Raw genomic sequence first — 25,483 nt, 5'->3', positions numbered from 1 at the left:
GCCGTCGAGCGTATTGATTCCAGAGATTTGATGATGACCACCCCTGCGCTGCTGCCTCTGACCACCGTCGACCTGCCGCCCCTGCTGCCCGAGCTGGTGCTGACCGCCGGTGCCTTCTTCCTGCTGATGCTCGATCTGTTCATCAGCGAGCGCAACAAGGCCTGGACCCACATCGTCTCGGTGGCGATCCTGGTCGCGGTGTTCGCGATGCTGCTGGCCGGCGTGGGCGGGCAGGGCGAGGTGTTCAACGGCATGTTCGTGCGCGATGCCGCCGCCGACGTGATGAAGACGGTGATCGTCGGCCTCAGCGCGCTGACCCTGATCTACGGCTGGAGCTACCTGCGCGAGCGGAAGCTGTACCAGGGCGAGATCCCGGTGCTGGTGCTGTTCGCCACGGTCGGCATGATGATCCTGGTCTCGGCCGGCAGCCTGCTGATGGTCTACCTGGGCCTGGAACTGCTGGCGCTGTGCTCCTACGCGCTGGTCGCCTCCAACCGCGACAACGGCATGGCCACCGAAGCGGCGATGAAGTACATCGTGCTCGGTTCGCTGGCCTCCGGCCTGCTGCTGTACGGCATGTCGCTGATCTACGGCGCCACCGGCACGCTGAGCCTGAGCGGCATCCACGAGGCGATCGGCAACGGCCGCGAGCACATGCTGCTGCTGACCGGCACGGTGTTCATGATCGCCGGTGTCGCCTTCAAGCTCGGCGCGGCGCCGTTCCACATGTGGTTGCCGGACGTCTACCAGGGCGCCCCGGCGCCGATCGCGCTGTTCATCAGCTCGGCGTCCAAGCTGGCCGCGTTCGGCATGGCCTACCGCCTGCTGGAAGTGGGCGTGGGCCCGCTGGCGGCGCAATGGCATTGGGTGATCGGCGGCCTGGCGGCGCTGTCGCTGGTGGTCGGCAACCTGATGGCGGTGGCGCAGAGCAACCTCAAGCGCATGCTGGCGTATTCCACGGTCTCGCACATCGGCTTCCTGCTGCTGGGCGTGGCCGGCGGCGGCGAGCGCGGCTATGCGGCGGCGCTGTTCTACGCGATCTGCTACGCGGTGATGTCCACCGCTTCGTTCGGCGCGATCATCGCGCTGTCGCGCAAGGGCTTCGAGGCCGAGAACATCGACGACTTCAAGGGCCTGAACGCGCGCAACCCGTGGATGGCGCTGCTGGTGCTGTGCATCATGGCCTCGCTGGCCGGCGTGCCGCCGTTCCTGGGCTTCTGGGCCAAGCTGGCGGTGCTGGGCGCGGTGGTCGCGGTGCCCGACCAGAACCTGTGGTGGACCGGCCTCGCGGTGCTGTCGGTGCTGTGTGCGGTGATCGGCGCGTTCTATTACCTGCGCGTGATCAAGGTGATGTATTTCGACGAGCCGGTCGGCACGCCGTTGCCGGCCAACGACGACCGCGTGCTGGGCGTGGCGCTGGGCGTCAACGCGCTGGGCCTGCTGGCCTTCGGCCTGGCCTGGAGCCCGCTGATGGCGTGGTGCCAGCGCGCCTTCGCGCACCTGGCCTGATCGCGAAAGGGCGGTTTTCCCGCTGTTTTCCGCCAACGCCGCCGCAAGGCGGCGTTGGCGTTTTTGCATTCGACGATGCGATTGTTGTTTCGTTTTCCATCGTGTGCGGTTATCATGGCGTCCTTCGAACGGCAGCGTCGCTACCGCATCGAGATGAAAATCAGGGCTTGCAATCGACGCACTGATTCTTCATAATTCCGCTTCTGCTGCGGGGTGGAGCAGTCTGGCAGCTCGTCGGGCTCATAACCCGAAGGTCGCAGGTTCAAATCCTGCCCCCGCTACCATCTTTGTCTGCAGCGGCAACCAGTGCATCGGTTGTCTGCGGCAGGGAAGTTTGGGCTTCGCGATGACGCATGTTCCCGTCGTCGCAACCGGAATCCAGCGTGACCGGAGTTTTACCGGACAAGGGGCCCAGAGGGCCCTTTGTCGTTTCCGGGGTCCGGGAAATGCACGCAATCGACTTTTCAACCTTTTCAGATGCAAGGCAGGCTGTGAGCGACAAGGCAAACGAAATCGCGACTCTGCTGGGCCCGACCGTGGACGCGTTGGGCCTGGAACTGCTGGGCGCGGAATACCTGCCGGCCCCCGGCGGCGCCACGCTGCGCCTTTACATCGACGTGCCGCTGGCCGAGCAGCCCGAACGCGTGGTCAATATCGACGACTGCGAGCGGGTCAGCCGCGAGGTCTCGGCGCAACTGGACGTGGAAGACCCGATCAGCGGCAACTACACGCTGGAAGTGTCCTCGCCGGGCGTGGACCGGCCGCTGTTCAGCGCCGAACAGTTTTCCCGTCACCTCGGCGAATCGGCCAAGGTGGTGTTGAAGCTGCCGCAGCAGGGCCGTCGTCGCCTGCAGGGGCGCATCGTGCAGGCCGACGCCGCTGCCGGCCGCATCATCTTCGAGGTCGACGGCACCGAACTGGCGGTGGACTTCGACAACATCGACAAGGCGCGGATCATGCCCGACTGGGCGGCGCTGGGTCTGGCGCCGACCAAGCCGGGCAAGGGGCCGAAGCCGGCCGGCAAGAACGCAAAATCCAATAAGAAACCATCCAACGAACCGGCGGCCGACGAGGCTGCGCGCGGAGCGAAAGAATGAGCAAGGAACTGTTGCTGGTAGTCGACGCGGTGGCCAACGAAAAGGGCGTGCCGCGCGAAGTGATCTTCGACGCGATCGAGGCCGCATTGGCGTCGGCGGCGAAGAAGCGCTACCCCGACCAGGACGTGCTGACGCGCGTCACCATCGACCACAAGGACGGCACCTATGAGACCTTCAGGCGTTGGGAAGTGGTGGCCGACGACGTGGTGATGGAATCGCCCGACCGGCAGATCCGCCTGATGGACGCGGTCGACGAGGCCGAGGGCGTGGACGTCGGCGACTACATCGAAGAGCAGATCGAGAACCCGGACTTCGGCCGCATCGCCGCGCAGGCCGCCAAGCAGGTGATCGTGCAGCGCGTGCGCGAGGCCGAGCGCCAGCAGGTGGTGGATGCGTGGAAGGATCGCGTCGGCGAGCTGGTCACCGGCGTGGTCAAGCGCGCCGAGCGCGGCAACATCTACGTGGATCTGGGCGGCAACGCCGAGGCCTTCATCCCCAAGGACAAGGGCATCCCGCGCGACGTGCTGCGCGCCGGCGACCGCGTCCGCGGCTACCTGGCCGAAGTGCGTTCGGAGCCGCGTGGCCCGCAGCTGTTCATCAGCCGTGCCGCGCCGGAATTCATGATCGAGCTGTTCAAGCTGGAAGTGCCGGAAGTGGGCCAGGGCCTGGTCGAGATCAAGGCCTGCGCGCGCGATCCGGGCGACCGCGCCAAGATCGCGGTGCTGGCGCACGACACCCGCACCGATCCGATCGGCGCCTGCATCGGCATGCGTGGTTCGCGCGTGCAGGCGGTGTCCAACGAGCTCAACGGCGAGCGCGTGGACATCGTGCTGTGGAACGACAACCCGGCCAACTTCGTCATCAACGCGATGGCGCCGGCCGAGGTGCAGTCGATCATCGTCGATGAAGAAAAGCACTCGATGGACCTGGCGGTGGCGGAAGACCGCCTGGCCCAGGCGATCGGCAAGGGCGGCCAGAACGTGCGCCTGGCCAGCCGCCTGACCGGCTGGCAGCTCAACGTGATGACCGCCGAGCAGGTCGCGGCGAAGTCCGAGGCCGAGCAGGCCGTGGCCCGCCAGCTGTTCATGGACAAGCTGGAAGTGGACGAGGAGATCGCCGCGATCCTGGTCGCCGAGGGCTTCAACTCGGTCGAGGAAATCGCCTACGTGCCGGTCGGCGAGCTGCTGGCGGTGGAAGGCTTCGACGAGGACATCGTCGAGGAATTGCGCGCGCGTGCCCGCGACGCGCTGCTCAACGAGGCGCTGGCCGCCGAGGAGAGCGACGACGACGGTGTGCCGGCGGCGGACCTGCTGTCGCTGCCGGGCATGGACGAAGCCACCGCCTACGCGCTGGCCGGCCATGGCGTGCGTACCAGCGAGGACCTGTCGGATCTGGCTGCCGACGAAATCCTCGAGTTCGGCATCGAGGACCTGGACAAGGACCGCGCCGCGGCCCTGATCCTGGCCGCCCGCGCCGAGGAGATCGCCCGCCTGGAGCGCGGCGAATGAGTCAGCGATGAATGCCGCCCTGACCCGATCAGGGCTTAGAATCCGCGCTACCTTCGCACGCGGCGAGGGGGCGCCAACCAGATCATAGGATCCGAATGTCGCAGCAAACCACCATCCGCAAGCTGGCCGAACTGGTGAACACGCCGGTCGAGAAACTGCTGGTTCAACTGGCCGACGCCGGGATGAAGTTCAGCGGTCCCGACCAGGTCGTCACCAGCACCGAAAAGATGAAGCTGCTGGGCTTCCTGCGCCGTACCCACGGCAAGACCGACAAGCCGGTCGAGGAAGAGGTCCAGGCCGCGCCGAAGAAGATCACCCTGAACCGGCGCAAGCTGCAGGAAGTGACGGTCAGCGCCGGGCGCAGCAAGACCACGGTCAACGTCGAGGTCCGGCAGAAGCGCACCTACGTGAAGTCGGCCGAGGACCTGGCCGCCGAGCGTGCGGCGCCGTCCGCGGGCGGACGGGTGGACGACGAGCGCGCCGAGATCCTGCGCAAGCTGGAGGAATCCAAGCAGCGCAATCTGGCCGAACAGCAGAAGCTCGCCGAGCAGGATCGCGCGCGCGCCGAGGAAATCGAGCGCAAGCGCAAGGCCGAGCAGGAAGCGCGCGAGCGTGCCGAGGCCGAGCAGCGCGCGGCCCAGGCCGCGCTGGACGCCGAGTCGGCGCCGCCGGCTGCGGCGCCGTCCGCGCCTGCCGCCGACCGCAACGCCGCCGCCGCCGCGCCGCGCGCGCCGCGTCCGCCGATGGCGCCGCGTCCGGCCGGTGCCGCGCATCCGGCCAAGCCGGCCGCGCCGCGCAGCGACGACCGCAACAACGCCGCCAACAAGCACAAGACCCGCGGCTCGCACGTGATGGTCGCCGGGGTCGAGGACGACGACAGCACCAGCCGCTTCGCCGGCCAGTTGCATCTGTCCGCAGCCGACCGCGCGCGCCGTTCCAACGTGCGCGGCAAGCCGCGCGGCGGCAGCCACAGCGGCGGTCGTCGCCAGGCCGAACCGTCGCGCAGCGGCGGCGGCGCGCACGGCTTCGAGCGTCCGACCGCACCGGTGGTGCGCGAAGTGGCGATCGGCGACACCATCACCGTGGCCGACCTGGCGCAGAAGCTCGCGCTGAAGGGCGGTGACGTGGTGAAGGCGCTGTTCAAGATGGGCGTGATGGCCACCATCACCCAGACCATCGACCACGACACCGCCGCGCTGGTCACCGAGGAACTCGGCCACAAGCCGACCCGCGCCGGCAGTGCCGACGCCGAGGACGCGCTGCTGGCGCACACCGAGGACGCGCAGGGCGAGAAGCTGCCGCGGCCGCCGGTGGTCACCATCATGGGCCACGTCGACCACGGCAAGACCTCGCTGCTGGATTACATCCGCCGCACCAAGGTCGCCTCCGGCGAAGCCGGCGGCATCACCCAGCACATCGGCGCGTACCACGTCGAGACCGACCGCGGCGTCATCAGCTTCCTGGATACCCCGGGCCATGCCGCGTTCACCTCGATGCGCGCGCGCGGCGCCAAGCTCACCGACATCGTGGTGCTGGTGGTCGCGGCCGACGACGGCGTGATGCCGCAGACGGTCGAGGCGGTCAAGCATGCGAAGGCGGCCGGCGTGCCGCTGATCGTGGCGGTCAACAAGATCGACAAGTCCGGCGCCGATCCGCTGCGGGTCAAGAACGAGCTGCTGGCGCAGGACGTGGTCGCCGAAGAATTCGGTGGCGACACCCAGTTCGTCGAACTCTCGGCCAAGACCGGCCAGGGCATCGACGTGCTGCTGGACGCGATCTCGCTGCAGGCCGAAGTGCTGGAGCTGCGGGCAGTGGCCGAAGGCCGCGCCAGCGGCGTGGTGATCGAGTCCTCGCTGGACAAGGGCCGCGGCCCGGTGGCGACGGTGCTGGTGCAGCAGGGCGCGCTGAAGAAGGGCGACTACCTGGTGTGCGGCATCCAGTACGGCCGCGTGCGTGCGCTGTTCGACGAGACCGGCAAGCAGCCGGATTCGGCGGGTCCGTCGATCCCGGTGCAGGTGCTCGGCCTGTCCGGCGTGCCGGATGCCGGCGACGACTTCGTGGTCGTCGACGACGAGCGCCTGGCCAAGGACGTGGCGCAGCAGCGCGAGACCAAGCGCCGCGAGTCGCGCCTGGTGTCCTCGGCGGGCAGCCGCATGGAAGACATCATGTCGCAGCTCGGCAAGGGCGAAGGCCAGCTGTCGCTGAACCTGGTGATCAAGGCCGACGTGCAGGGTTCGGTGGAAGCGCTGAAGCAATCGCTGACCGCGCTGTCCAACGAGCAGATCCGCATCAACGTGATCCACTCCGGCGTGGGCGGCATCACCGAGTCCGACGCGAATTCGGCGCTGGCCTCCAAGGCCACGGTGATCGGCTTCAACGTGCGTGCCGACGCCTCGGCGCGGCGCATCATCGAGACCAACGGCATCGACCTGCGGTACTTCTCGATCATCTACGACGTGATCGACCAGGTGAAGCAGGTGGCGTCCGGCCTGCTGGGCGTGGAGATCCGCGAAGAGATCATCGGTATTGCCCAGGTGCGCGACGTGTTCCGCAGCTCCAAGTTCGGCGCCGTCGCCGGCTGCATGGTCGTGGAGGGCGTGGTCAAGCGCAACAAGCCGATCCGCGTGCTGCGCGACAACACCGTGGTGTTCGAGGGCGAGCTGGAATCGCTGCGTCGCTTCAAGGAGAACGTCGACGAAGTGCGAAACGGCACCGAGTGCGGTATCGGCGTGAAGGCCTACAACGACGTCAAGGCCGGCGACCAGATCGAGTGCTTCGAGCGCATCGAAGTGCAGCGTACGCTGTAAGAGCCGGGAATCGGGAATCGGGAGTGGGGAATGGGAAGAGCGGGGCGCTGCAGGTGCGTCGCTCGTTCCAGACCCTTCCCGATTTCTTTATTCCGAACAGAGAGATTTTCGCTATGCCCACCAAATCCTTTCACCGTACCGATCGCGTGTCTGCGCAGATCCGGCGCGACCTCGGCACGATCGTGCATGCGGCCGTGCGCGATCACGGCCTGCCGTCGGTCAGTGTGTCCGACGTCGAAGTCACCCGCGATCTTGCCCATGCCAAGGTGTTCGTCACCGCACTGATGCAGGAGCGCTCGGCCGAGGCGGTCAAGGGCCTGAAGGAACTGGCGCCGCAACTGCGCAGCGAGCTGGCGCGGGCGATGAAGCTGCGCCACGTGCCCGAACTGCATTTCCACTACGACGATTCGGTCGATCGCGGCGAGCGCATCGACAATCTGCTGCGCGACATGCCGGAACTGCAGCAGGCGCAGGACGACGACGGCCATGCCGCCGACGACGCCGACACGGCGCCGCGCAAGGGCTGAGTCCGCTGCCGACGCCGCGGCGTCGGCGTCCAGTGTTCGAGTGCGGGCGCCCAACGCGAGCGTCCGTTTCGCAGTCGCGATCGCGGCGCTCTTTCATCCGTCTGGCGTCACGCTGTTCCATGCGTGCCGTTCGCCCGCGCCATGCCGGGGTCGGATCCGCCAATCCCGAATCCCCAATCCCGAATCCCCGCCCAACCCCCCATGCCCGTCTTCGGCCCGCGCCTGCCTCGTATCGTCTTCCGTCGCCTCGACGGCATCGTGCTGCTCGACAAGCCGATCGGCATGAGTTCCAACGCGGCGCTGCAGGCGGCGCGGCGGCTGTTCCGTGCGGAGAAGGGCGGTCACACCGGCAGCCTGGATCCGCTCGCCACCGGCCTGCTGCCGCTGTGCTTCGGCGAGGCGACCAAGCTGGCCGGGCTGCTGCTCGGGTCGGCCAAGGCCTACGAAGCGGAGGTCGTGCTCGGCGTCACCACCGACAGCGACGATGCCGAGGGCGCGGTGCTGCGGACCCGACCGGTGCCGCCGCTGGACGCAGCGACCCTGGAGGCGGCGCTGGCGCCGTTGCGCGGGCGCATCCGCCAGCGTGCGCCGATCTACTCGGCGCTCAAGCAGGGCGGCGAACCGCTGTACGTCAAGGCGCGCCGCGGCGAGGCGATCGAAGCGCCGGAGCGCGAGGTCGAGGTGCATGCGATCGACGTGCTCGCCCACGCCGGCGACCGCCTGCGTCTGCACGTGGCCTGCGGATCCGGTACCTATATCCGCAGCCTGGCCCGCGACCTGGGCGAGGCGCTGGGCTGCGGCGCACATATCGCCGCGCTGCGGCGGCTGTGGGTGGAACCGTTCCGCAACCCGCAGATGGTTACCCTGGAGCACCTGCAGCACCTGGCCGCGCAGGATCCGGCGGCGCTGGAGGCGCTGGTGCTGCCGCTGGCCGCCGGCCTGGCCGATTTTCCGCCGCTGCGCCTGGAGCATGCTGCGGCGCAGCGCTTCCGCATGGGCCAGCGCCTGCGCGATCCAGCCTGGGCGCCCGGCCTAGCGGCGGTGTTCGACGCCGACGGCGTCCCGCTGGGCCTGGGCCAGGTGGATGCGAGCGGGCTGCTGGCGCCGCAGCGCATGTTCAATCCGTGACCGCACGGCGGTCGCGCGAGCGAGGTGTTACCTGACTGTCGTTCAGTCATGACGCGGTCTTAACGCCTTGTTCCTCCGGGCCGAGGCCGGTACAATTTCGCGGCCTTTCCGGCACGCTGCGCTCCGGCGCAATCCTTCGCAATCGGCGAGCCAGGCGGTGCGTCCTCTGCACGTTCCTGCCGGCCCCGCATCTCAGAGAAAAATCCCATGTCCATCGACACCCAGAAAGTCATCGAAGAAAACAAGCGCGGCGCTGCCGACACCGGTTCGCCGGAAGTCCAGGTCGCCCTGTTGACCGCCCGCATCGAACTGCTGACCGGCCACTTCAAGACCCACAAGAAGGATCACCACAGCCGCCGCGGCCTGCTGCAGATGGTCAACCGCCGCCGCAGCCTGCTCGACTATCTGAAGAAGAAGGATGGCGAGCGCTACAAGGCGCTGATCGAGAAGCTCGGCCTGCGTCGCTGAGTCAACGAACCCCACCGCGGCGCAGCGATGCGCCGCGGTTTTGTTTTGGGTAGTACCGTGGCCCGGGGATCGCTCCGCGCCACCGGCCGGATCCTCCCGGCCACCCGCCAGCGGCATGGGCCGTCAGCGGTCCATTTGCAGACAGCATCATCCAAGGAAACCCCGTGGCAAAAATCACCAAAACCTTCCAGTACGGCAAGCACACCGTCACCCTCGAAACCGGCGAGATCGCCCGCCAGGCCGGCGGTGCCGTCATCGTCAAGATGGACGACACCGTACTGCTGGTCACCGCCGTCGCCGCCAAGAGCGCGCGCGAAGGTCAGGACTTCTTCCCGCTGACGGTCGACTATCAGGAGAAGTTCTACGCCGGCGGCCGCATCCCCGGCGGCTTCTTCAAGCGCGAGGGCCGTGCGACCGAGAAGGAGACGCTGATTTCGCGTCTGATCGACCGTCCGATCCGTCCGCTGTTCCCGGAGGATTACAAGAACGAAGTGCAGATCATCGCCACGGTGATGTCGATGAACCCGGACATCGACGGCGACATCGCCGCGCTGATCGGCGCCTCGGCCGCCCTGTCGCTGGCCGGCACCCCGTTCAAGGGCCCGATCGGCGCCGCCAAGGTCGGCTACAAGAACGGCGAATACATCCTCAACCCGACCGTGTCGGACCTGAAGGAGTCGCAGCTGGAGCTGGTCGTCGCCGGTACCGCCAACGCGGTGCTGATGGTCGAGTCCGAAGCCGCGCTGCTGTCGGAAGAAGTGATGCTGGGCGCGGTCACCTTCGGCCACCGCGAGATGCAGAAGGTCATCAATGCGATCAACGAGCTGACCGTCGAAGCCGGCACCAAGCCGTCCGACTGGGTCGCCCCGGCCAAGAACGAGGCCATGATCGCCGCGCTGAAGGAAGCCGTCGGCGAGCAACTGGCCGCCGCGTTCCAGGTGCGCGACAAGCTGCAGCGCCGCGACGCCATCGCCGCGATCAAGAAGGACGTGCTGGCGCAGCTGGCGCCGCGCGCCACCGCCGAGAACTGGGTCGCTGCCGACCTGGCCAAGGAATTCGGCGAGCTGGAATACCAGACCATGCGCGGTTCGGTGCTGAGCACCAAGGTGCGCATCGACGGCCGTGCGCTGGACACCGTGCGCCCGATCAGCGTGCAGGCCGGCGTGCTGCCGCGTACCCACGGCTCGGCGCTGTTCACCCGCGGCGAGACCCAGGCGATCGTGGTCACCACGCTGGGCACCGCCCGCGATGGCCAGGTGATCGACGCGGTCTCCGGCGAGTACAAGGAAAACTTCCTGTTCCACTACAACTTCCCCCCCTACTCGGTGGGCGAGTGCGGCCGCTTCGGCGCGCCCAAGCGTCGCGAAATCGGCCACGGCCGCCTCGCCAAGCGTGGCGTGCTGGCGGTGATGCCGACCATGGAAGAGTTCCCGTACACCATCCGCGTGGTCTCGGAAATCACCGAATCCAACGGTTCCTCGTCGATGGCTTCGGTCTGCGGTTCGTCGCTGGCGCTGATGGACGCCGGCGTGCCGGTGAAGGCGCCGGTGGCCGGTATCGCCATGGGCCTGGTGAAGGAAGGCAACGACTTCGTGGTGCTGTCGGACATCCTGGGCGATGAAGATCACCTGGGCGACATGGACTTCAAGGTCGCCGGTACCGCCGACGGCGTGTCCGCGCTGCAGATGGACATCAAGATCGAAGGCATCACCGAAGAGATCATGAAGCAGGCCCTGGCGCAGGCCAAGGCCGGCCGCCTGCACATCCTCGGCGAGATGGCCAGCGCGCTGACCACCCCGCGTGCGGAGCTGAGCGACTACGCGCCGCGCCTGCTGACGATCAAGATCCACCCGGACAAGATCCGCGAAGTGATCGGCAAGGGTGGTTCGACCATCCAGGCGATCACCAAGGAAACCGGCACCCAGATCGACATCCAGGACGACGGCACCATCGTCATCGCCTCGGTCAACGCGATCGCCGCGCAGGCCGCCAAGTCGCGCATCGAGCAGATCACCTCGGACGTCGAGCCGGGCCGCATCTACGAAGGCAAGGTCGCCAAGATCATGGACTTCGGCGCGTTCGTGACCATCCTGCCGGGCAAGGACGGCCTGGTGCACGTCTCGCAGATCTCCAGCGAGCGCGTGGAGAAGGTCGGCGACAAGCTGAAGGAAGGCGACGTGGTCAAGGTCAAGGTGCTGGAAGTCGACAAGCAGGGCCGCATCCGCCTGTCGATGAAGGCCGTGGAAGAAGGCGAGGGCGCGTCGGCCGAATAAGCCGCACGCTGCCAGCGTCGTTCCAGGAAAAAGCGGGCTTCGGCCCGCTTTTTTCTTGCCTGACGTTTGCGTAGCCGCGACGCGGCGTCAACGGTGACGTCCTGTCGCGGCTCACGCCGCTCCTGCACAGGAAGACGGAGCATTTGGCCCGCGACTTGGCCGAGGCTGCCAGCGATCGCTGGAGAGCATCTGCAGATTGCGCTGACAGCGGCCCAGGGGCGGCGAGGGGGGGCGCGCGTCCGTAGCGCACGCTTTCGCAGGAGCGGCTTCAGCCGCGACCAGGCCGGCATGGCGATCTTGGGAATGCCTGGGGGGATGATCCCGAACCGGGGACCAGCGCCGCGCCTGCGGTGGGCGTTCTCAGCCGCTGCTGCCGTCTTCGATCGCCGGATAGCGTGCCAGATGCGCCGACAGCGGTCCGGGATGGGCGAGCTGGTAGCCCTGGCCGTAGCGCGCGCCCAGCGCCTGCAGCGTCGCCAGTTCGCTCTCGGTCTCGATGCCTTCGACGACCACGTCGGCATTGGTTTCCGCGGCGAAGGAGAGGATGGCCATCGCCAGCCGCTGCCGGCGCGGTTCGGCGTCGATGCCGCGGGTCAGGGTCAGGTCCAGCTTGATGATGTCCGGCGCCAGGTGCAGCAGATGGCGCAGGCTGGCGAAACCGGTACCGGCGTCGTCCAGGGCGATGCGCAGGCCCTGCCGCTGCAGCAGGCCGATGTGCTCGGACAGGCGTGGATAGTCCGGCGCCTGCAATTGTTCGGTGATTTCCAGCACGATCCGCGACAGGTCGTGGCCGTGCAGCAACGCCTGCAGTTGCGGATGTAGCAGCGTCGGTGCGGACACGTTGATCGCCAGATACAGCGGCGCCGGCAACTGCGCCAGCAGCTCCAGCGCCTTGCGCGCGGCGGCCAGCTCCAGATCCAGGCCCAGCCCGACCCGGCTGGCATCGTCGAACCAGCGCAGCGGCGGCAGCGCCGGATTGGCCGGAAAGCGCGACAGTGCTTCCACCCCGACGATGCGTTGCGATGCCAGCGCCAGCACTGGCTGGGTCACGATCTGCAGGCGCGTCTCGGCGATGGTTTCGCGGATGCGGGTGGCGATCGCCGCCTTCTCGCGAAATGCGTGTTTCTCCATATCCTGGCGGCGCGCGATGTCGGTCTGCAGTGCGGCGCGGTCCATCGCCAGCGCCAGCGTCGCGCCGACCAGGGTCGCCAGCAATTCCAGCGTGCGCACGTCCTGTGCGCTGTAGGCGTTGGGTTGCGGCGCGAGGACCTTGAGCACGCCGATGCTGCGGTCGCCGTAGCGCAGCGGCACCACCAGCATCGAGCGCAAACCGATGCGCCGGCAGGCCGCGCGGTCCACGCGCGGATCGACTTCCGAATCGTCGCAGCGCAAGACCTCGCCGGTCCGCATGCACAGCCCCGACAGGCTGCCGTTGCTGGGCAGGCGCAGGCCGAGGTGGCGCTCGGCGACGCCGCTGGCCGACCAGTACAGCATGTCCTTGCCGTCGCACATCTCCACCACGGCGCCATTGGAGCGGGTCAGCTCCTGCGCGCGGCGGGTGACCACGTCGACCACCTGCAGCGGATCGCCGCCGGCCGCGGCGATTTCGCCCTGCGCCAGGATGATGCGCGACAGCAACGCCGCGTCGTCCTGGGTCGCGGCGGCGTGCTGGATGAGGTCCGAAATGTCGGATGCCTTGGCCATGTCCGCATCATGTGGCAGTGCGTCGGAGGACGGCAATCGCGCGGCGCGCGCTTCGCCCAGACAGCGTGCGGAACTGATCGCTCCATCACGCTGCGCGCGTGCGCGTGCTCAATCGCCAGCGCCACCCTTGCGCGGCTTGCCGTACAGGCTGCGCAACTCGTCCTTGGCCTGCTCCAGGATCTGGCGGCGCTGCGCCGGCAACTGGTCGCCGGCGCGATTGATGTAGAAGGTCAGCATCGACATGGCCGAGCGATACGGACCGGTGCGGCGGCGGGCGTGCAGGTCGGCCGACTGCTTGAGCGCGCGCGCGATCGCGGCCGGATCGTTGCCTTCGAACACGTTCGGCGCGATGCCGAGCGACTGTTGCGCGTCGCTGCCGCGGCGCTGGTTGAGGTCGGTGCTGGAGAGTGACGGGCTGCTCTGTGCCATTGGTGATGCTCCTTGGCGATGGCGGTGGAGAGGTACAACGCATGCGCAGTCCCACAGTGCAGGACCCGATGGCGGATGCCGCCGCCATCGCTGCCGCACGCCGCGAGGCGACGGCAGTTCGACGTCGAAGGGAGAGGAAGGCGGACGCGGCGCGAACGCGCGCCGCCGCGATCGCGTGTGCGGGTCGTGGAGCGTCCCGCGCGCGTGATGGGCGATGCCGTTGTTCGCTGGTGTTGCCGTGCCGCATTCCGTTCCCAGAAGCGAAGCTTGTGCGTGATGCGCAAACGCTAGGCCGGGATACGTGACGCCGTCGACAACATAACCGCGCTACGCGGAGCGAGTGGTAGACATTATGTCGTTCGATGAACGCTTAATGGAAAAACCCCTAAAAACAGGGCTCGCGCGAGGTTGCGCTTGATTGCCTGGATAACGTCACCATTTTCATTGCCGAGAAAATGGCGCAAGACATCCAGCTGGACAATCCGCACAGGCGGCATCGTCGGCGCGCCCCAGGTTGGTTGCGACGCTGACACAAGGAGATCGCATGTCGTTGGCGCAGGCGCGCTTCCATCCCGCCGTTGCACGCTGGTTCGAGCAACGTTTCGCGGCGCCCACGCCGGCGCAGGCGGCGGCGTGGCCGGCGATCCAGGCCGGACGGCATACGCTGGTCGCCGCGCCGACCGGCTCGGGCAAGACCCTGACGGCATTTTTGGCCGCGCTGGATGCGCTGGTCCGCGAAGGCCTGCGTGAAGGCGGCCTGCAGGACCGTACCCAGGTGTTGTACGTGTCGCCACTGAAAGCGCTTTCAAACGACATCCAGCTCAATCTCGAGGCGCCGCTGCAGGGCATTCGCGCCGAACTGGCGGCGCTGGGTTTGCCGGATGTGTCCATTCGCACCGCGGTACGCACCGGCGACACCCCACAGCGCGAGCGCGCGCAGGCGCGGCGGCGCCCGCCGCATGTGCTGGTGACCACGCCGGAGTCGCTGTACGTGCTGCTCGGCTCGGTGTCCGGGCGCGAGACGCTGCGCCACGTGCGCACGGTGATCGTCGACGAGATCCACGCGCTGGCGGCGAACAAGCGCGGCAGCCATCTGGCGCTGTCGCTGCAGCGCCTGCAGCAGCTGTGCGAGGTGCCGCCGCTGCGCATCGGCCTGTCGGCGACGCAGAAGCCGATCGAGGCGGTCGCGCGTTTCCTGGTCGGCAGCGCCGCGGTGCACGACGGCGTTGCCGACTGCGCCATCGTCGACATCGGCTATGCGCGTGCCCGCGACCTGGCGCTGGAGGTGCCGCCGACGCCGCTCAGCGTGACCATGTCCGCCGACCAGTGGCAGCAGGCGTATACGCGCCTGGCCGAGTTGGTGCGCGCGCACCGCACCACCCTGGTGTTCGTCAACACCCGGCGCATGGCCGAGCGCACCGCGCGGCACCTGGGCGAACTGCTCGGCACGCAGGCGGTGGCGGCGCATCACGGCAGCCTGGCGCGCGAGACCCGGCTGCTCGCCGAGCGCCGGCTCAAGGCCGGCGAGCTGCAGGTGCTGGTGGCCACCGCCTCGCTGGAACTGGGCCTGGACATCGGCGACGTCGACCTGGTCTGCCAGCTCGGCTCGCCGCGTTCGATCGCCGCGTTCCTGCAGCGCGCCGGCCGCTCCGGCCACGCGGTGGGCGGCACGCCGAAGGCGCGCTTGTTTCCGCAGTCGCGCGACGACCTGGTCGAGTGCGCGGCCTTGCTGGATTGCGTGCGCCGCGGCGAACTGGATGCGCTGCGCATGCTCGATGCGCCGCTGGACGTGCTCGCCCAGCAGCTCGTCGCCGAGGTGGCCTGCCAGGAGTGGGAGGAAGACGCGCTGTACGCGCTGGTGCGTGGCGCCTGGCCGTATGCGGCGTTGCCGCGCGCGCAGTTCGACGCGGTGCTGCGCATGCTCAGCGAAGGCTTCAGCACGCGGCTGGGGCCGCGCGCCGGTTACCTGCATCGCGATGCGGTGCATCGCCGCGTGCGCCAGCGCCGCGGCGCGCGGATGGCGGCGCTCACCTCCGGCGGCACCATCCCCGAGACCGGCGACTACAGCGTGGTGCTGGAGCCGCAGGCGCAGACCATCGGCACGGTCAACGAGGATTTCGCGGTGGAGAGCCTGGGTGGCGACGTGTTCCAGCTCGGCAACGCCAGCTACCGCATCCTGCGCGTGGAAGCGGGGCGGGTGCGGGTGGAGGACGCGCGCGGCGCACCGCCCAACATCCCGTTCTGGATCGGCGAGGCGCCCGGGCGCAGCGACGCGCTGTCGCTCGGCGTGTCGCGGCTGCGGGCCGAAGTCGCGCAGGCGCTGGAGCAGGGCGGCGCGGCGCAGGCGCTGCAGTGGCTGTGCGGCCCGCTGGCGCTGGACGCCGCCGCCGCGCAGCAGATCGTCGATTACCTGGGCCGCGCGCATGCGGCGCTGGGCGCCTTGCCGACCCAGCAGTGCATCGTGCTGGAACGCTTCTTCGATGCCACCGGCGGCACCCAGCTGGTGATCCACAGCGTCTACGGCAGCCGCATCAACCGCGCCTGGGGCCTGGCCCTGCGCAAGCGCTTCTGCCGCACCTTCAATTTCGAGCTGCAGGCGGCCGCGACCGAGGACGCGATCGTGCTGTCGCTGTCGACCCGGCACAGCTTCGCCCTGGACGAGGTGGCACGCTATCTGCGCGCCGCGTCGGCGCTGGACGTGCTGGTACAGGCGCTGCTGGACGCGCCGCTGTTCGGCGTGCGCTGGCGCTGGAACGCCACCAACGCGCTGGCGCTGCCGCGCTTCACCGGCGGGCGCAAGGTCGCGCCGCAACTGCAGCGGATGAAGTCCGAGGATCTGCTGGCCACGGTGTTTCCCGACCAGGTGGCCTGCGCGGAGAACCTGGTCGGCGAGCGCGAGATTCCCGAGCACCCGCTGGTGGCGCAGACCCTGCGCGACTGCCTGGACGAGGCGATGGACAGCGACGGCTGGCTGCAGCTGCTGCGCGGCATCGAGGCCGGCGAGGTGCGCGTGCTGGCGCGCGAGCTGACCGCGCCCTCGCCGCTGGCGGCCGAGGCGCTCGACGCGCGGCCCTATGCCTTTCTCGACGACGCGCCGCTGGAAGAGCGGCGCACCCAGGCGGTGCACAGTCGCCGCTACCAGGATCCGCACAGCGCCGACGAGCTCGGCCAGTTGGACCCGCAGGCGATCGACGCGGTGCGCGAGGAGGCCTGGCCGCAGCCGCGCAGCCGCGACGAGATGCACGAGGCGCTGCTCACGCTCGGGGTGGTGAGCGTGGACGAGGCCGCCGCGCAGCCGCAGTGGCGGCAGTGGTTGGATGAACTGGCTGCCGACGCGCGCGCCACCTGCCTGCACGGCGTCGACGGCGCCGCGGCGGCGTTGTGGGTGACGGCCGAAGCGCTGGCGGCGGTGGCGCCGCTGTACCCGCAGGCCAGCGCGCGGCCGGCCATCGCCAGTCCCGAGGGCTACGCGGTGGCCGACTGGGACCGCGACAGCGCGCTGCGCGAGTTGCTGCGCTGCCGGCTGGCAGGCCTGGGGCCGGTCACTGCGGCCACGCTGGCCGCGCCGCTGCACCTGCCGCTGCGCGAGGTGCAGGCCGGGCTGCTTGCGCTGCAGCAGGACGGCTATGTGCTCGGTGGTCGGTTCAGTGCCGACGCCGATGCCGAGGAGTGGTGCGAGCGGCACCTGCTGGCACGCATCCACCGCTACACCCTCGGCCGCCTGCGCCGCGAGATCGAGCCGGTGGCGCCGCGCGACTACGCGCGCTTCCTGTTCCGTTGGCAGCATCTGGACGCACAGGGCCAGGTGGAGGGCGCCGAAGCGCTGGCCGCGGTGCTGGCGCAACTGGAGGGCGTGGAGGCCGCGGCTGCGCTGTGGGAGGCGGAACTGTTGCCTGCGCGGGTGCGCGACTACCGCCAGGCCTGGCTGGACGAGGCCTGCAGTGCCGGCCGCACGCTGTGGACGCGGTTGCGCCCCGGCGCTGGCGGCGCCGCGCCGACGCTGCGCAGCACGCCGATCCTGCTGCTGCCGCGGCGCAGCGCCGGGCAGTGGTCGCGGCTGTCGCCAGCGCCGGACGCCGATGCGCTCGGCTCGCGCGCGCGCAAGGTCGCCGACCATCTCGCGGCGCATGGCGCCTCGTTCTTCGACGAGATCGCCGCGGCCACCCGCCTGCTCTCCACCGAACTGGAGACGGCGCTGGCCGAGCTGGTCGCCGCCGGTCGGGTCCACTGCGACAGCTACGCCGGCCTGCGCGCCTTGCTGGTGCCGGCATCGAAGCGCCCGTCGGCGCTGTCGCGGCGGCGGCCGCGCATGGCGCTGTACGGCGGCATCCAGGATGCCGGGCGCTGGGCGCTGTTGCGGGCCGGCGCCGAGGCCGAGGACCCGGCCGCGCGCAGCGAGGCGGTCGAGCACGTCGCGCTGACGCTGCTGCGCCGCTACGGCGTGGTCTGCTGGCGCCTGCTCGAGCGCGAGGCGGCATGGCTGCCGCCGTGGCGCGAGCTGTTGCGGGTCTACCAGCGCCTGGAGGCGCGTGGCGAGATCCGCGGCGGGCGCTTCATCGATGGCCTGTCCGGCGAACAGTTCGCCCTGCCGGAGGCGATCGGTCTGCTGCGGCAACTGCGCCGCCAGCCTGGCGACGGCACCTGGGTGTGCGTGGCCGCCGCCGATCCGGCCAATCTGCTCGGCAGCGTGCTCCCGGGCACGCGGCTGCCACGCGTGGCGGGCGCGCGCGTGCTGTACCGCGACGGCGTGCCGATGGCGAGCTGGGTCGGCGAGCGTTTCGAGGCGCTGCAGCAGCTCGATGCCGAGGAACGCGTGCGCGCGCAGCGCTTGTTGCGCGGAGCCACCGCGGCGGAACGACGTACGGTCGCGGCGCTGCCGATGGTGTGAAGACGCGGCGCCATGCATGCGCTCGCGCACTGCGAGGGCGGGCATATCGGCGCCGCTTTCACATTCTGTCTACAAATTAAAGGGGTTGGTATCCCACTTCGCCTTCGGTGCAAAACCGGGGTCATCTGCCATTGCAGAACAACTGCGGCATCCGCGCCGCAGACGTCCAGGCGCTTTCTTCACACGCGTCGAGTGCTGCGCCGCAATGCCCGTTGCGCATTCATGCAACGTCGCCGCAGCGCTTGCGCTATGCGGAATTCCGCAGTTTTCACGCGATTTAAAGGCGCTGTCGATGGCGCCGATAGCCCTCACGCACAGACGTTGCGGCGCAGCGTCCTCGCTCTCCTCAGAGCGAGTGTGTCCACTCCGCGAGGCGCTGCGGAAGACGGCTGGAGGCGCTCACTTGCGCAACCGGACGCACACAAAGAATCGGGGTACACCATGTTGGGCAATATGAAAATCGGAGTCAGGCTGACGGCGGCGTTCCTGATCGTGGCGGCGATCGGCGCGTGCATCGGCTGGGTCGGCATCCGCAACTCGGGCCGGATCAACGACTACGCCACGGTGCTGTACGAGCGCGAGCTGCTCGGCCTGTCGCACCTGAAAGAGGCCAACATCAATCTGATCAACGCCGGCCGGTCGCGCGCCAACCTGCAGTTGGCCAGTACGGCGGAGGATCGCGCCAAGCACATCGCCAGTCTCGACAAGTACACCGCCAAGGTGGTCGAGCACATGGACAAGGCCAGGACCTCGTTCGACGACCCGGCCACGCTGGCCAAGCTGGCCCGCTTCGACCAGGTGTGGAAGACCTACCTGGAGCGGCGCGGCCAGTTCGTCGACTCGGTGATGCGCGAGCCGCTGCCGCAGGGCAATGCGCAGCTGGCGGACCTGTCGAAGGGCGTGCGCAGCAGCTCCGACGAACTGGATGCGCTGATGTCCGAACTCAGCGAAACCAAGGAAGCCAACGCGGCGCGTGCCAACGACGCCACCGACGCGATCTATGCCAGCAGCACCCGCACCATGCTGGCCATCGTGATCGGCGGCGTGTTGCTCGGCGTGGGCCTGGGCGTGTTCATCAGCCGCAGCGTGACCCGGCCGATCGGCAAGGCGGTCAGCGTGGCCAATGCGCTGTCCGAGGGCGACCTGAGCATGTCGATCGAGGTGCGCGGCCGCGACGAGACCGCACAGCTGCTGCTGGCGATGCAGCGCATGGTCGAGAAGCTGCAGCAGGTGGTCGGCGAGGTCAACGCCAGTGCGCAGAGCCTGGCCGGCGCGTCGGAAGAAGTCAGCGCCACCGCGCAGTCGCTGAGCCAGGCCTCGACCGAACAGGCCGCCGGCGTGGAAGAGACCAGCGCCTCGCTGGAACAGATGACCGCCTCGATCGCGCAGAACACCGACAACGCCAGGATCACCGACGGCATGGCCGCGCAGGCGGCGCGGGAAACCCTGGAGGGCGGCGAGGCGGTGGTTGCCACGGTCGCGGCGATGAAGCAGATCGCGCAGAAGATCGGCATCATCGACGACATCGCCTACCAGACCAACCTGCTGGCATTGAACGCGGCGATCGAGGCTGCGCGCGCCGGCGAGCACGGCAAGGGCTTCGCGGTGGTCGCCGCGGAAGTGCGCAAGCTGGCCGAGCGCAGCCAGGTGGCCGCGCAGGAGATCGGCGAGGTCGCCGGTTCCAGCGTGGAACTGGCGGAGAAGGCCGGTCAGCTGCTGGAGACCATCGTGCCCAGCATCAAGAAGACCTCGGACCTGGTGCAGGAGATCGCTGCCGCCTCGCAGGAACAATCGTCCGGCGTCACCCAGATCAATGCGGCGGTGGTGCAGCTGAGCCAGATCACCCAGCAGAACGCGACCGCCTCCGAAGAGCTGGCGGCCACCGCCGAATCGATGAGCACGCAGGCCGTGCAGTTGCAGGACAGCATGGCGTTCTTCCAGTTGTCCGCCGGCACGCGCCGCGCCACGCACGCGCTGGACGACGGCGAGGCGGTGGCGCCGCTGCGTGCGGCTGGCTCGCGCTGGGCGCCGCGTGCGCCATCCGTCGCCGCGCGCCGTTCCGTTGCAGGCAATCGCGACCGCAGCGAAGCGCTGCTGGGCCGCGCCTGATCCATTCCCTGGCGGCGCCTGCCGCGCCGCCAGTTCTGTGTCGCTGTCGTTGTCACAACTGCCCATTGTCGGGAGAGTGCCGTGCTGAAGAATCTCAAAATCGCAACCAAGCTCTACGGCGGCTTCGCCGTGGTCCTGTGCATCCTGCTGGCCCTGGCCGGCGTGGCCTACTTCAACGTGTCCGCGTTGTCGCAGGCCAATTACTGGAACACCCACACCTACAAGGTGATCGCCGAAGTCGATGCCGCGCTTAGCAGCCTGATCAACATCGAGACCGGTACGCGCGGCTTCTCGCTGACCGGCGAGGACGCGTTCCTGCAGCCCTACCGCGACGGCGTCGCCAGCTTCGAAAGCCACCTGCGCACGGCGCAGGAGCTGACCGCCGACAACCCCAAGCAGCAGGAGCGCCTGAACGCGCTGAAGCAGACCCAGGCGCAATGGCTCAGCCAGGCGGTGCATCCGCAGATCGCGCTGCGCAAGAACGTCAACGATGGCCAGGCGACGATGGAGGCGCTGACCGCTGCGGTGCGTGCTTCCAAGGGCAAGGCCTACATGGACGCCATGCGCGATCGCATGGCCGAAGTGCGCCGCGCCGAGAGCGAGTTGCTCGCTGCGCGCGCCACCGAGGCCGAGCAGTTGCAGCAGCGCACCAACCTGACCCTGATCGTCGGCAGCCTGGTCGCGGCGCTGTGTGCCTCGTTGATCGGTTTCCTGATCGCGCGGTCGCTGATGAGCGAACTTGGCGGCGAGCCGAGCACGGTGATGGAAGTGGCCTCGCGGATCGCGCGCGGCGATCTCACCGTGCAGGTGCCGACCCGCGCCAACGACAGCACCAGCGCCATGGTGGCGCTGCAGGCGATGGTCGAGCGACTGGCGGAGGTGGTGGGCGAGGTCAATGCCAGCGCGCAGTCGCTGGCCGGTTCGTCCGAGGAAGTCAGCGCCACCGCGCAGTCGCTGAGCCAGGCTGCCACCGAGCAGGCCGCCGGCGTGGAGGAGACCAGCGCCTCGCTGGAGCAGATGACCGCGTCCATCGCGCAGAACACCGACAACGCCAAGGTCACCGAGGGCATGTCGGCGCAGGCGGCCAAGGAAGCGGTGGAGGGCGGCGACGCGGTGCTGGCGTCCACCCAGGCGATGAAGCAGATCGCGCAGAAGATCGGCATCATCGACGACATCGCCTACCAGACCAACCTGCTGGCGCTGAACGCGGCGATCGAGGCCGCGCGCGCCGGCGAGCACGGCAAGGGCTTTGCGGTGGTCGCCGCCGAAGTGCGCAAGCTGGCCGAGCGCAGCCAGGTGGCGGCGCAAGAGATCGGCGAGGTCGCCGCCAGCAGCGTGGGCCTGGCCGATCGCGCCGGCAGCCTGCTCGGCACCATCGTGCCCAGCATCAAGAAGACCTCGGATCTGGTGCAGGAGATCGCCTCGGCCTCGCAGGAGCAGTCCTCCGGCGTCACCCAGATCAACCTGGCGGTGTCCCAGCTCAGCCAGACCACACAGCAGAATGCGGCGGCCTCCGAGCAACTGGCGGCCACCGCCGAACAGATGAGCACCCAGGCCGAATCGCTGCAGCAGGCGATGGGGTTCTTCCGCCTCAGTCGCGAACAGGACCTGGCCGCGCCGCGCCGCGCCGCGCCGGTGGCGCCGAGGCCGGCCGCCACCCGGCCGCTGCGCAACGCCGGCAAGGCCCTGCGCCCGCGTGCGCGCCCGGTGCCGGCCTACGCGCTGGCGGATGCGCCGGACGAAGGCCAGTTCGTCAACTTCTGAGGGGGAAGAACATGCACAACGATCGCTACGAGAGCGCGGCCGAGCACGCGCCGCAGGGTGGCTGGCAGTTCCTGACCTTTCAGCTGGACCGCGAACTGTTCGGGCTCAACATCGCCGGCATCCACGAGATCATCGAGTACCGTCCGCCCACCCCGGTGCCGACCATGCCGGCCTGCGTGCGCGGGGTGATCAACCTGCGCGGCGCGGTGGTGCCGGTGGTGGACCTGCAGTCGCGGCTCGGCCGCGGGCCCAGCCAGGTCACCCGGCGCAGCTGCATCGTCATCGCCAGCGCCGCCACCGACGAGGGCGGCGGCGCGCAGTCCTTCGGCCTGCTGGTGGATGCGGTCAACGAGGTGCTGGAATTGCCGCCGCAGCAGATCGAGGCGCCGCCGGCCTTCGGCAGCGATATCCGCCGCGACCTGCTGCAGGGCATGGGCAAGCTGGAGGATCGGCTGGTGATCCTGCTGGACCGCGCGCGGCTGCTGCGCAGCGACGACATCGCCGAGGCCGGCGCAGCGGCGCTGGCGGCGTGACGTCAGGTAGGCCGTGATCCATGCATCACGGCGGCCCCGCTAGGGTGGCGGCGAACGGGCATCCGCCCCAGCGAGGTGCAGACCATGGCAAAAGACGAGACCACCCAGTCCGGCAAGCAGCAGGGCATCCACGAGGGCCGGCAGGACCGTGCCCAGGACGACACCGCCAAGCAGCGGCCGGGCCTGGAAGACCAGAAGCTGCGCGAGGCGCACGAGCGCGGCCCGCGCTCCGGCCAGGGCGAGGCGGCGCAGGACGGGCACGACTGAGCGATGCGGCGGCGAGGAGCGGAGTGCATCCCGCTTCCCGTTCCGTCAGGACGACGGCCAAGGACTGCCTGGCGCGCCAGCGGACGGCGCACCCCGCGCGATCGAGCGCGGCCAGGCCCAAGCTCGGCCAACAAAAAAGGCCAGAGAGCCTGGTGGCTGTCTGACCTCGTTTGCACCGTCGAAGACGGCAAGATGGTGGAGCGGAAGGGGATCGAACCCTCGACCTTCGCATTGCGAACGCGACGCTCTCCCAGCTGAGCTACCGCCCCACATCAGACGCGTAGTGTAACTGGGCACGGGGCCGCGTGCCAAGGGGGCAGTGCAACATCGGCGGCGCCGGGGCAGGGGACCGGTCGGGCCGGAAAACGTGTTCGCCTTTTGTCTACAGCGCGCGCATGGAGTCGATATACTCGACAGCCGAAATCCCCCGCGGTGATTTCGTTCCGGACGAAATATACCGTCCGCTTCACACCTTTTACTAAAGACAGGTCTTTTACACATGACGGAAGTTCGCAACTTGCAACAGATCGCCGAAGCCAAGGCCAAGCTGCAGGAAGAAATGCGCAAGCTGGAAGAGCAGGAGCGGCAGGCGCGCGAGGGCGAAACCAATGCGGCGCACGCCAATGTGCTGTCGCTGCTGGAGCAGTTCGCCGAGTTCTTCAGCGCCAAGCAGCGCAACGAGATCGCCGCCTACGTGACCAGCGCGGCGTCCAAGCCGGCCAGCAGCAAGTCCGCCGGCGGCCGCAGCGAGGTCAAGCCGAAGTACCAGTTGCCGCACACCGGCGAAACCTGGTCCGGCCGCGGTCGCACGCCGAAGGCGTTCGCCGCCTGGGAAGGCACCGCCGCCTACAACGAATGGAAGGCGCGCCACCCGGATCTGAAGTTCCCGCTCTTCAAGTATTGAGCGAACGAAGAAAGGCCAGGAATTCCTGGCCTTTTTTTATGCCCGATCGTTGACCCGATCGCGCTGCGCGGACGGGGCGGCGCGATCGGCCCGGCCGCGCCCGCTCAGCGTGTGGCCGCCAGCAGCGGCTGCAGCCGTGGTTCCAGTTCGCGCCGGCGCCAGCCCGCCAGCGGCGCCGGCCATTGCGCGCTCTCCAGCAGGGCTTCCAGGTGCTTGCGCGAGGCCAGCAGGCCGTCGGGCAGGCCGAGTTCGGCGCTGCGTGCGGCCACCGCGTCCTGCAGCCGCTTCAGCGCGGCCTTGTTGTCGTCGTTGGCGGCCAGCGCCTGCGGGGCGTCGGTTTCGTCGGCCAGTGGGGTGGTCAGCGCCTGCCACACCGCATCGCTGAGCTTGCGCGGCGCCTTGGGGTGTTTGTCGAACAGCGCCAGCATGGCCGGTTGGTCCTGCGGCGGGAAGCGCGCCAGGGTGGCGGCCAGTTCGTTGTCCAGGATCCAGCTGCGCGGCTTGTCGCTGTGCCGGGCCTGCGCGTCGCGCCAGCGCAACAGGCGCAGCAGGCGCAGTTGCGCGGGGCGGTCCATGAACTGCGCCGAGCGCATGCCCAGGTGCGGCCAGCGTTCGCCGTCGTCGTGCTCGACGGTGCCGAGCAGGCGTTCGCCGTCCTCGTGCAGCCAGTCGCCGCGCTCCAGGGTCTGCAACCGCGCCTGCAGGTTGTCGTGCAGCGCGAACAGATGGCGCACGTCGTCGGCGGCGTACTCCAGTTGCGCCGGCGACAGCGGGCGGCGCAGCCAGTCCGAGCGGGTCTCGCCCTTGGCCAGGTGCACGCCGGTGATCTCCAGCACCAGCTTCTGGTAGCCCATGCCGGCGCCGAGCCCGGCCAGGCCGGCGGCGATCTGGGTGTCGAACAGCGGCCGCGGCAGGGTGCCGCAGGCGCACTTGAAGGCGACCAGGTCTTCGCTGGCGCTGTGCATGATCTTGAGGATGTCCGGGTCGCTCAGCCACGGCGCCAGCGCCTGCGGCATGCCCGGGATCAGCGGGTCGATCAGCAGGATTTCGTCGCCCACCGCCATCTGCACCAGCGCCAGTTGCGGCCAATAGGTGCGTTCGCGGACGAATTCGGTATCCAGGCCGATGCGGGCCGGTCGCTGCGCCAGCCGTTCGCTCAGCTCGGCAGGTTGCTTGATCCAGTAAGGCACGTGATTTCCGTTGACTGCAGGGTTTGCTCAGGCAGGCGAGAATAGCCTAACGTCGCTCCGCCGGCCGCACGGCGCGCCGGACGGGATGGCGTCGCAAGGTCCATGGTTCGGAGGAAAAGTGCGCAGCAGCGGCGTTGTGATGGTCTGGAGCATGCTTGCGGCAGCGCTGGTCGGCTGTGCGCGGCAGCCGTCGGCGCCGGCCGCCGAGACCGCGCCTGCGACCGCCGCTGCCACCGCCACCGCTACGACGCAGTCGGCGCCGGCCAAGCCGGTGCAGGCGCCCAGCGTGACCATCGGCGGCGAGGATGCGGCCGAGACCGTGGCGCGCTGGCAGCCGCCGTTGCCGACCCTGACGCGCAGCGGCCTGCCGCAGGCGCG

The 25,483-nt window shown here is 69.0% G+C and carries 17 protein-coding genes, 2 tRNA genes and 1 pseudogene; 16 read left to right on the top strand and 4 right to left on the bottom strand.

Going from position 1 to position 25,483, the window contains the following annotated elements:
* The first annotated feature begins 33 nt into the window (after positions 1-33).
* From nuoN to pnp, 9 genes are all read left to right on the top strand, one after another.
* Positions 34-1,509: an NADH-quinone oxidoreductase subunit NuoN gene (nuoN, locus tag CEK68_RS13320; protein WP_026143462.1), complete on the top strand. Its 1,476-nt coding sequence runs from the start codon at positions 34-36 to the stop codon at positions 1,507-1,509.
* Between the two features lie 207 nt (positions 1,510-1,716).
* Positions 1,717-1,793, top strand: a tRNA-Met gene (locus CEK68_RS13315).
* Between the two features lie 207 nt (positions 1,794-2,000).
* Entirely contained in the window at positions 2,001-2,606 is a 606-nt protein-coding gene (gene rimP / locus CEK68_RS13310; RefSeq protein WP_152239661.1) for a ribosome maturation factor RimP, read from the top strand.
* Positions 2,603-4,114: a transcription termination factor NusA gene (gene nusA / locus CEK68_RS13305; protein ID WP_017908136.1), complete on the top strand. Its 1,512-nt coding sequence runs from the start codon at positions 2,603-2,605 to the stop codon at positions 4,112-4,114. Before rimP ends, nusA begins: the two co-directional genes overlap by 4 nt.
* Positions 4,115-4,209: 95 nt before the next feature.
* Positions 4,210-6,921 (top strand): translation initiation factor IF-2, encoded by a 2,712-nt coding sequence (gene infB / locus CEK68_RS13300; RefSeq protein WP_152239660.1) that lies wholly within the window; start codon positions 4,210-4,212, stop codon positions 6,919-6,921.
* A gap of 113 nt (positions 6,922-7,034) precedes the next feature.
* On the top strand, positions 7,035-7,448 hold the full coding sequence (rbfA, locus tag CEK68_RS13295) for a 30S ribosome-binding factor RbfA (RefSeq protein ID WP_152239659.1): 414 nt from the start codon (positions 7,035-7,037) through the stop codon (positions 7,446-7,448).
* 201 nt (positions 7,449-7,649) lie between these two features.
* Positions 7,650-8,576, top strand: a complete 927-nt coding sequence (gene truB, locus CEK68_RS13290) for a tRNA pseudouridine(55) synthase TruB (RefSeq protein ID WP_043092563.1) — start codon at positions 7,650-7,652, stop codon at positions 8,574-8,576.
* 207 nt (positions 8,577-8,783) lie between these two features.
* Positions 8,784-9,044, top strand: coding sequence for a 30S ribosomal protein S15 (rpsO, locus tag CEK68_RS13285; protein WP_003467392.1), 261 nt, complete (start codon positions 8,784-8,786; stop codon positions 9,042-9,044).
* A gap of 164 nt (positions 9,045-9,208) precedes the next feature.
* Positions 9,209-11,317 carry a polyribonucleotide nucleotidyltransferase gene (gene pnp / locus CEK68_RS13280; protein WP_043092562.1) on the top strand — a complete coding sequence of 703 codons (2,109 nt, stop codon included), beginning with the start codon at positions 9,209-9,211 and terminating at the stop codon, positions 11,315-11,317.
* A gap of 360 nt (positions 11,318-11,677) precedes the next feature.
* Here the strand turns inward: pnp and CEK68_RS13275 are convergent, their stop codons facing one another.
* Positions 11,678-13,021 (bottom strand): EAL domain-containing protein, encoded by a 1,344-nt coding sequence (locus tag CEK68_RS13275; protein ID WP_152239658.1) that lies wholly within the window; start codon positions 13,019-13,021, stop codon positions 11,678-11,680.
* A 108-nt stretch (positions 13,022-13,129) separates the two neighbouring features.
* A complete protein-coding gene (locus tag CEK68_RS13270; protein WP_152239657.1) occupies positions 13,130-13,450 on the bottom strand; it encodes a DUF3175 domain-containing protein in 321 nt (106 codons plus the stop codon).
* Between the two features lie 544 nt (positions 13,451-13,994).
* Between CEK68_RS13270 and CEK68_RS13265 the strand changes: the two genes are divergently transcribed.
* From CEK68_RS13265 to CEK68_RS13245, 5 genes are all read left to right on the top strand, one after another.
* Complete coding sequence (locus CEK68_RS13265) at positions 13,995-18,338, top strand: DEAD/DEAH box helicase (protein WP_152239656.1); 4,344 nt, start codon at positions 13,995-13,997, stop codon at positions 18,336-18,338.
* Positions 18,339-18,779: 441 nt separating this feature from the next.
* Positions 18,780-20,447: a methyl-accepting chemotaxis protein gene (locus tag CEK68_RS13260; protein WP_150411363.1), complete on the top strand. Its 1,668-nt coding sequence runs from the start codon at positions 18,780-18,782 to the stop codon at positions 20,445-20,447.
* A gap of 81 nt (positions 20,448-20,528) precedes the next feature.
* Positions 20,529-22,211, top strand: coding sequence for a CHASE3 domain-containing protein (locus CEK68_RS13255; protein WP_148828933.1), 1,683 nt, complete (start codon positions 20,529-20,531; stop codon positions 22,209-22,211).
* Positions 22,212-22,222: 11 nt separating this feature from the next.
* Entirely contained in the window at positions 22,223-22,744 is a 522-nt protein-coding gene (locus CEK68_RS13250; RefSeq protein WP_152239655.1) for a chemotaxis protein CheW, read from the top strand.
* Positions 22,745-22,828: 84 nt separating this feature from the next.
* Positions 22,829-23,011 carry a hypothetical protein gene (locus CEK68_RS13245; protein ID WP_043092554.1) on the top strand — a complete coding sequence of 61 codons (183 nt, stop codon included), beginning with the start codon at positions 22,829-22,831 and terminating at the stop codon, positions 23,009-23,011.
* A 193-nt stretch (positions 23,012-23,204) separates the two neighbouring features.
* Here CEK68_RS13245 and CEK68_RS13240 read toward each other — a convergent pair.
* Positions 23,205-23,280: transfer RNA gene (locus tag CEK68_RS13240), tRNA-Ala, on the bottom strand.
* A 230-nt stretch (positions 23,281-23,510) separates the two neighbouring features.
* Between CEK68_RS13240 and CEK68_RS13235 the strand changes: the two genes are divergently transcribed.
* Positions 23,511-23,915, top strand: a complete 405-nt coding sequence (locus tag CEK68_RS13235) for an H-NS family nucleoid-associated regulatory protein (RefSeq protein WP_017917624.1) — start codon at positions 23,511-23,513, stop codon at positions 23,913-23,915.
* Between the two features lie 104 nt (positions 23,916-24,019).
* Here the strand turns inward: CEK68_RS13235 and rnd are convergent, their stop codons facing one another.
* A complete protein-coding gene (gene rnd / locus CEK68_RS13230) occupies positions 24,020-25,105 on the bottom strand; it encodes a ribonuclease D (RefSeq protein ID WP_017913345.1) in 1,086 nt (361 codons plus the stop codon).
* Between the two features lie 151 nt (positions 25,106-25,256).
* On the opposite strand from rnd, the pseudogene CEK68_RS13225 reads away from it, so the two are divergent.
* Positions 25,257-25,483: pseudogene (locus tag CEK68_RS13225) on the top strand (formylglycine-generating enzyme family protein); the annotation flags it as partial.

This window comes from Xanthomonas sp. LMG 12461 (assembly GCF_009192935.1).
GTDB classification, from domain to species: domain Bacteria; phylum Pseudomonadota; class Gammaproteobacteria; order Xanthomonadales; family Xanthomonadaceae; genus Xanthomonas_A; species Xanthomonas_A sontii.
This window is presented reverse-complemented; position numbering and strand designations above follow the sequence as displayed.

Bases quoted from the DNA above. Each gene is read 5' to 3' on its own strand.
- nuoN (WP_026143462.1), top strand. From the start codon at position 34: ATGACCACCCCTGCGCTGCTGCCTCTGACCACCGTCGACCTGCCGCCC.
- nusA (WP_017908136.1), top strand. From the start codon at position 2,603: ATGAGCAAGGAACTGTTGCTGGTAGTCGACGCGGTGGCCAACGAAAAG.
- infB (WP_152239660.1), top strand. From the start codon at position 4,210: ATGTCGCAGCAAACCACCATCCGCAAGCTGGCCGAACTGGTGAACACG.
- rbfA (WP_152239659.1), top strand. From the start codon at position 7,035: ATGCCCACCAAATCCTTTCACCGTACCGATCGCGTGTCTGCGCAGATC.
- truB (WP_043092563.1), top strand. From the start codon at position 7,650: ATGCCCGTCTTCGGCCCGCGCCTGCCTCGTATCGTCTTCCGTCGCCTC.
- rpsO (WP_003467392.1), top strand. From the start codon at position 8,784: ATGTCCATCGACACCCAGAAAGTCATCGAAGAAAACAAGCGCGGCGCT.
- CEK68_RS13275 (WP_152239658.1), bottom strand. From the start codon at position 13,021: ATGGCCAAGGCATCCGACATTTCGGACCTCATCCAGCACGCCGCCGCG.
- CEK68_RS13270 (WP_152239657.1), bottom strand. From the start codon at position 13,450: ATGGCACAGAGCAGCCCGTCACTCTCCAGCACCGACCTCAACCAGCGC.
- CEK68_RS13265 (WP_152239656.1), top strand. From the start codon at position 13,995: ATGTCGTTGGCGCAGGCGCGCTTCCATCCCGCCGTTGCACGCTGGTTC.
- CEK68_RS13260 (WP_150411363.1), top strand. From the start codon at position 18,780: ATGTTGGGCAATATGAAAATCGGAGTCAGGCTGACGGCGGCGTTCCTG.
- CEK68_RS13250 (WP_152239655.1), top strand. From the start codon at position 22,223: ATGCACAACGATCGCTACGAGAGCGCGGCCGAGCACGCGCCGCAGGGT.
- CEK68_RS13245 (WP_043092554.1), top strand. From the start codon at position 22,829: ATGGCAAAAGACGAGACCACCCAGTCCGGCAAGCAGCAGGGCATCCAC.
- CEK68_RS13235 (WP_017917624.1), top strand. From the start codon at position 23,511: ATGACGGAAGTTCGCAACTTGCAACAGATCGCCGAAGCCAAGGCCAAG.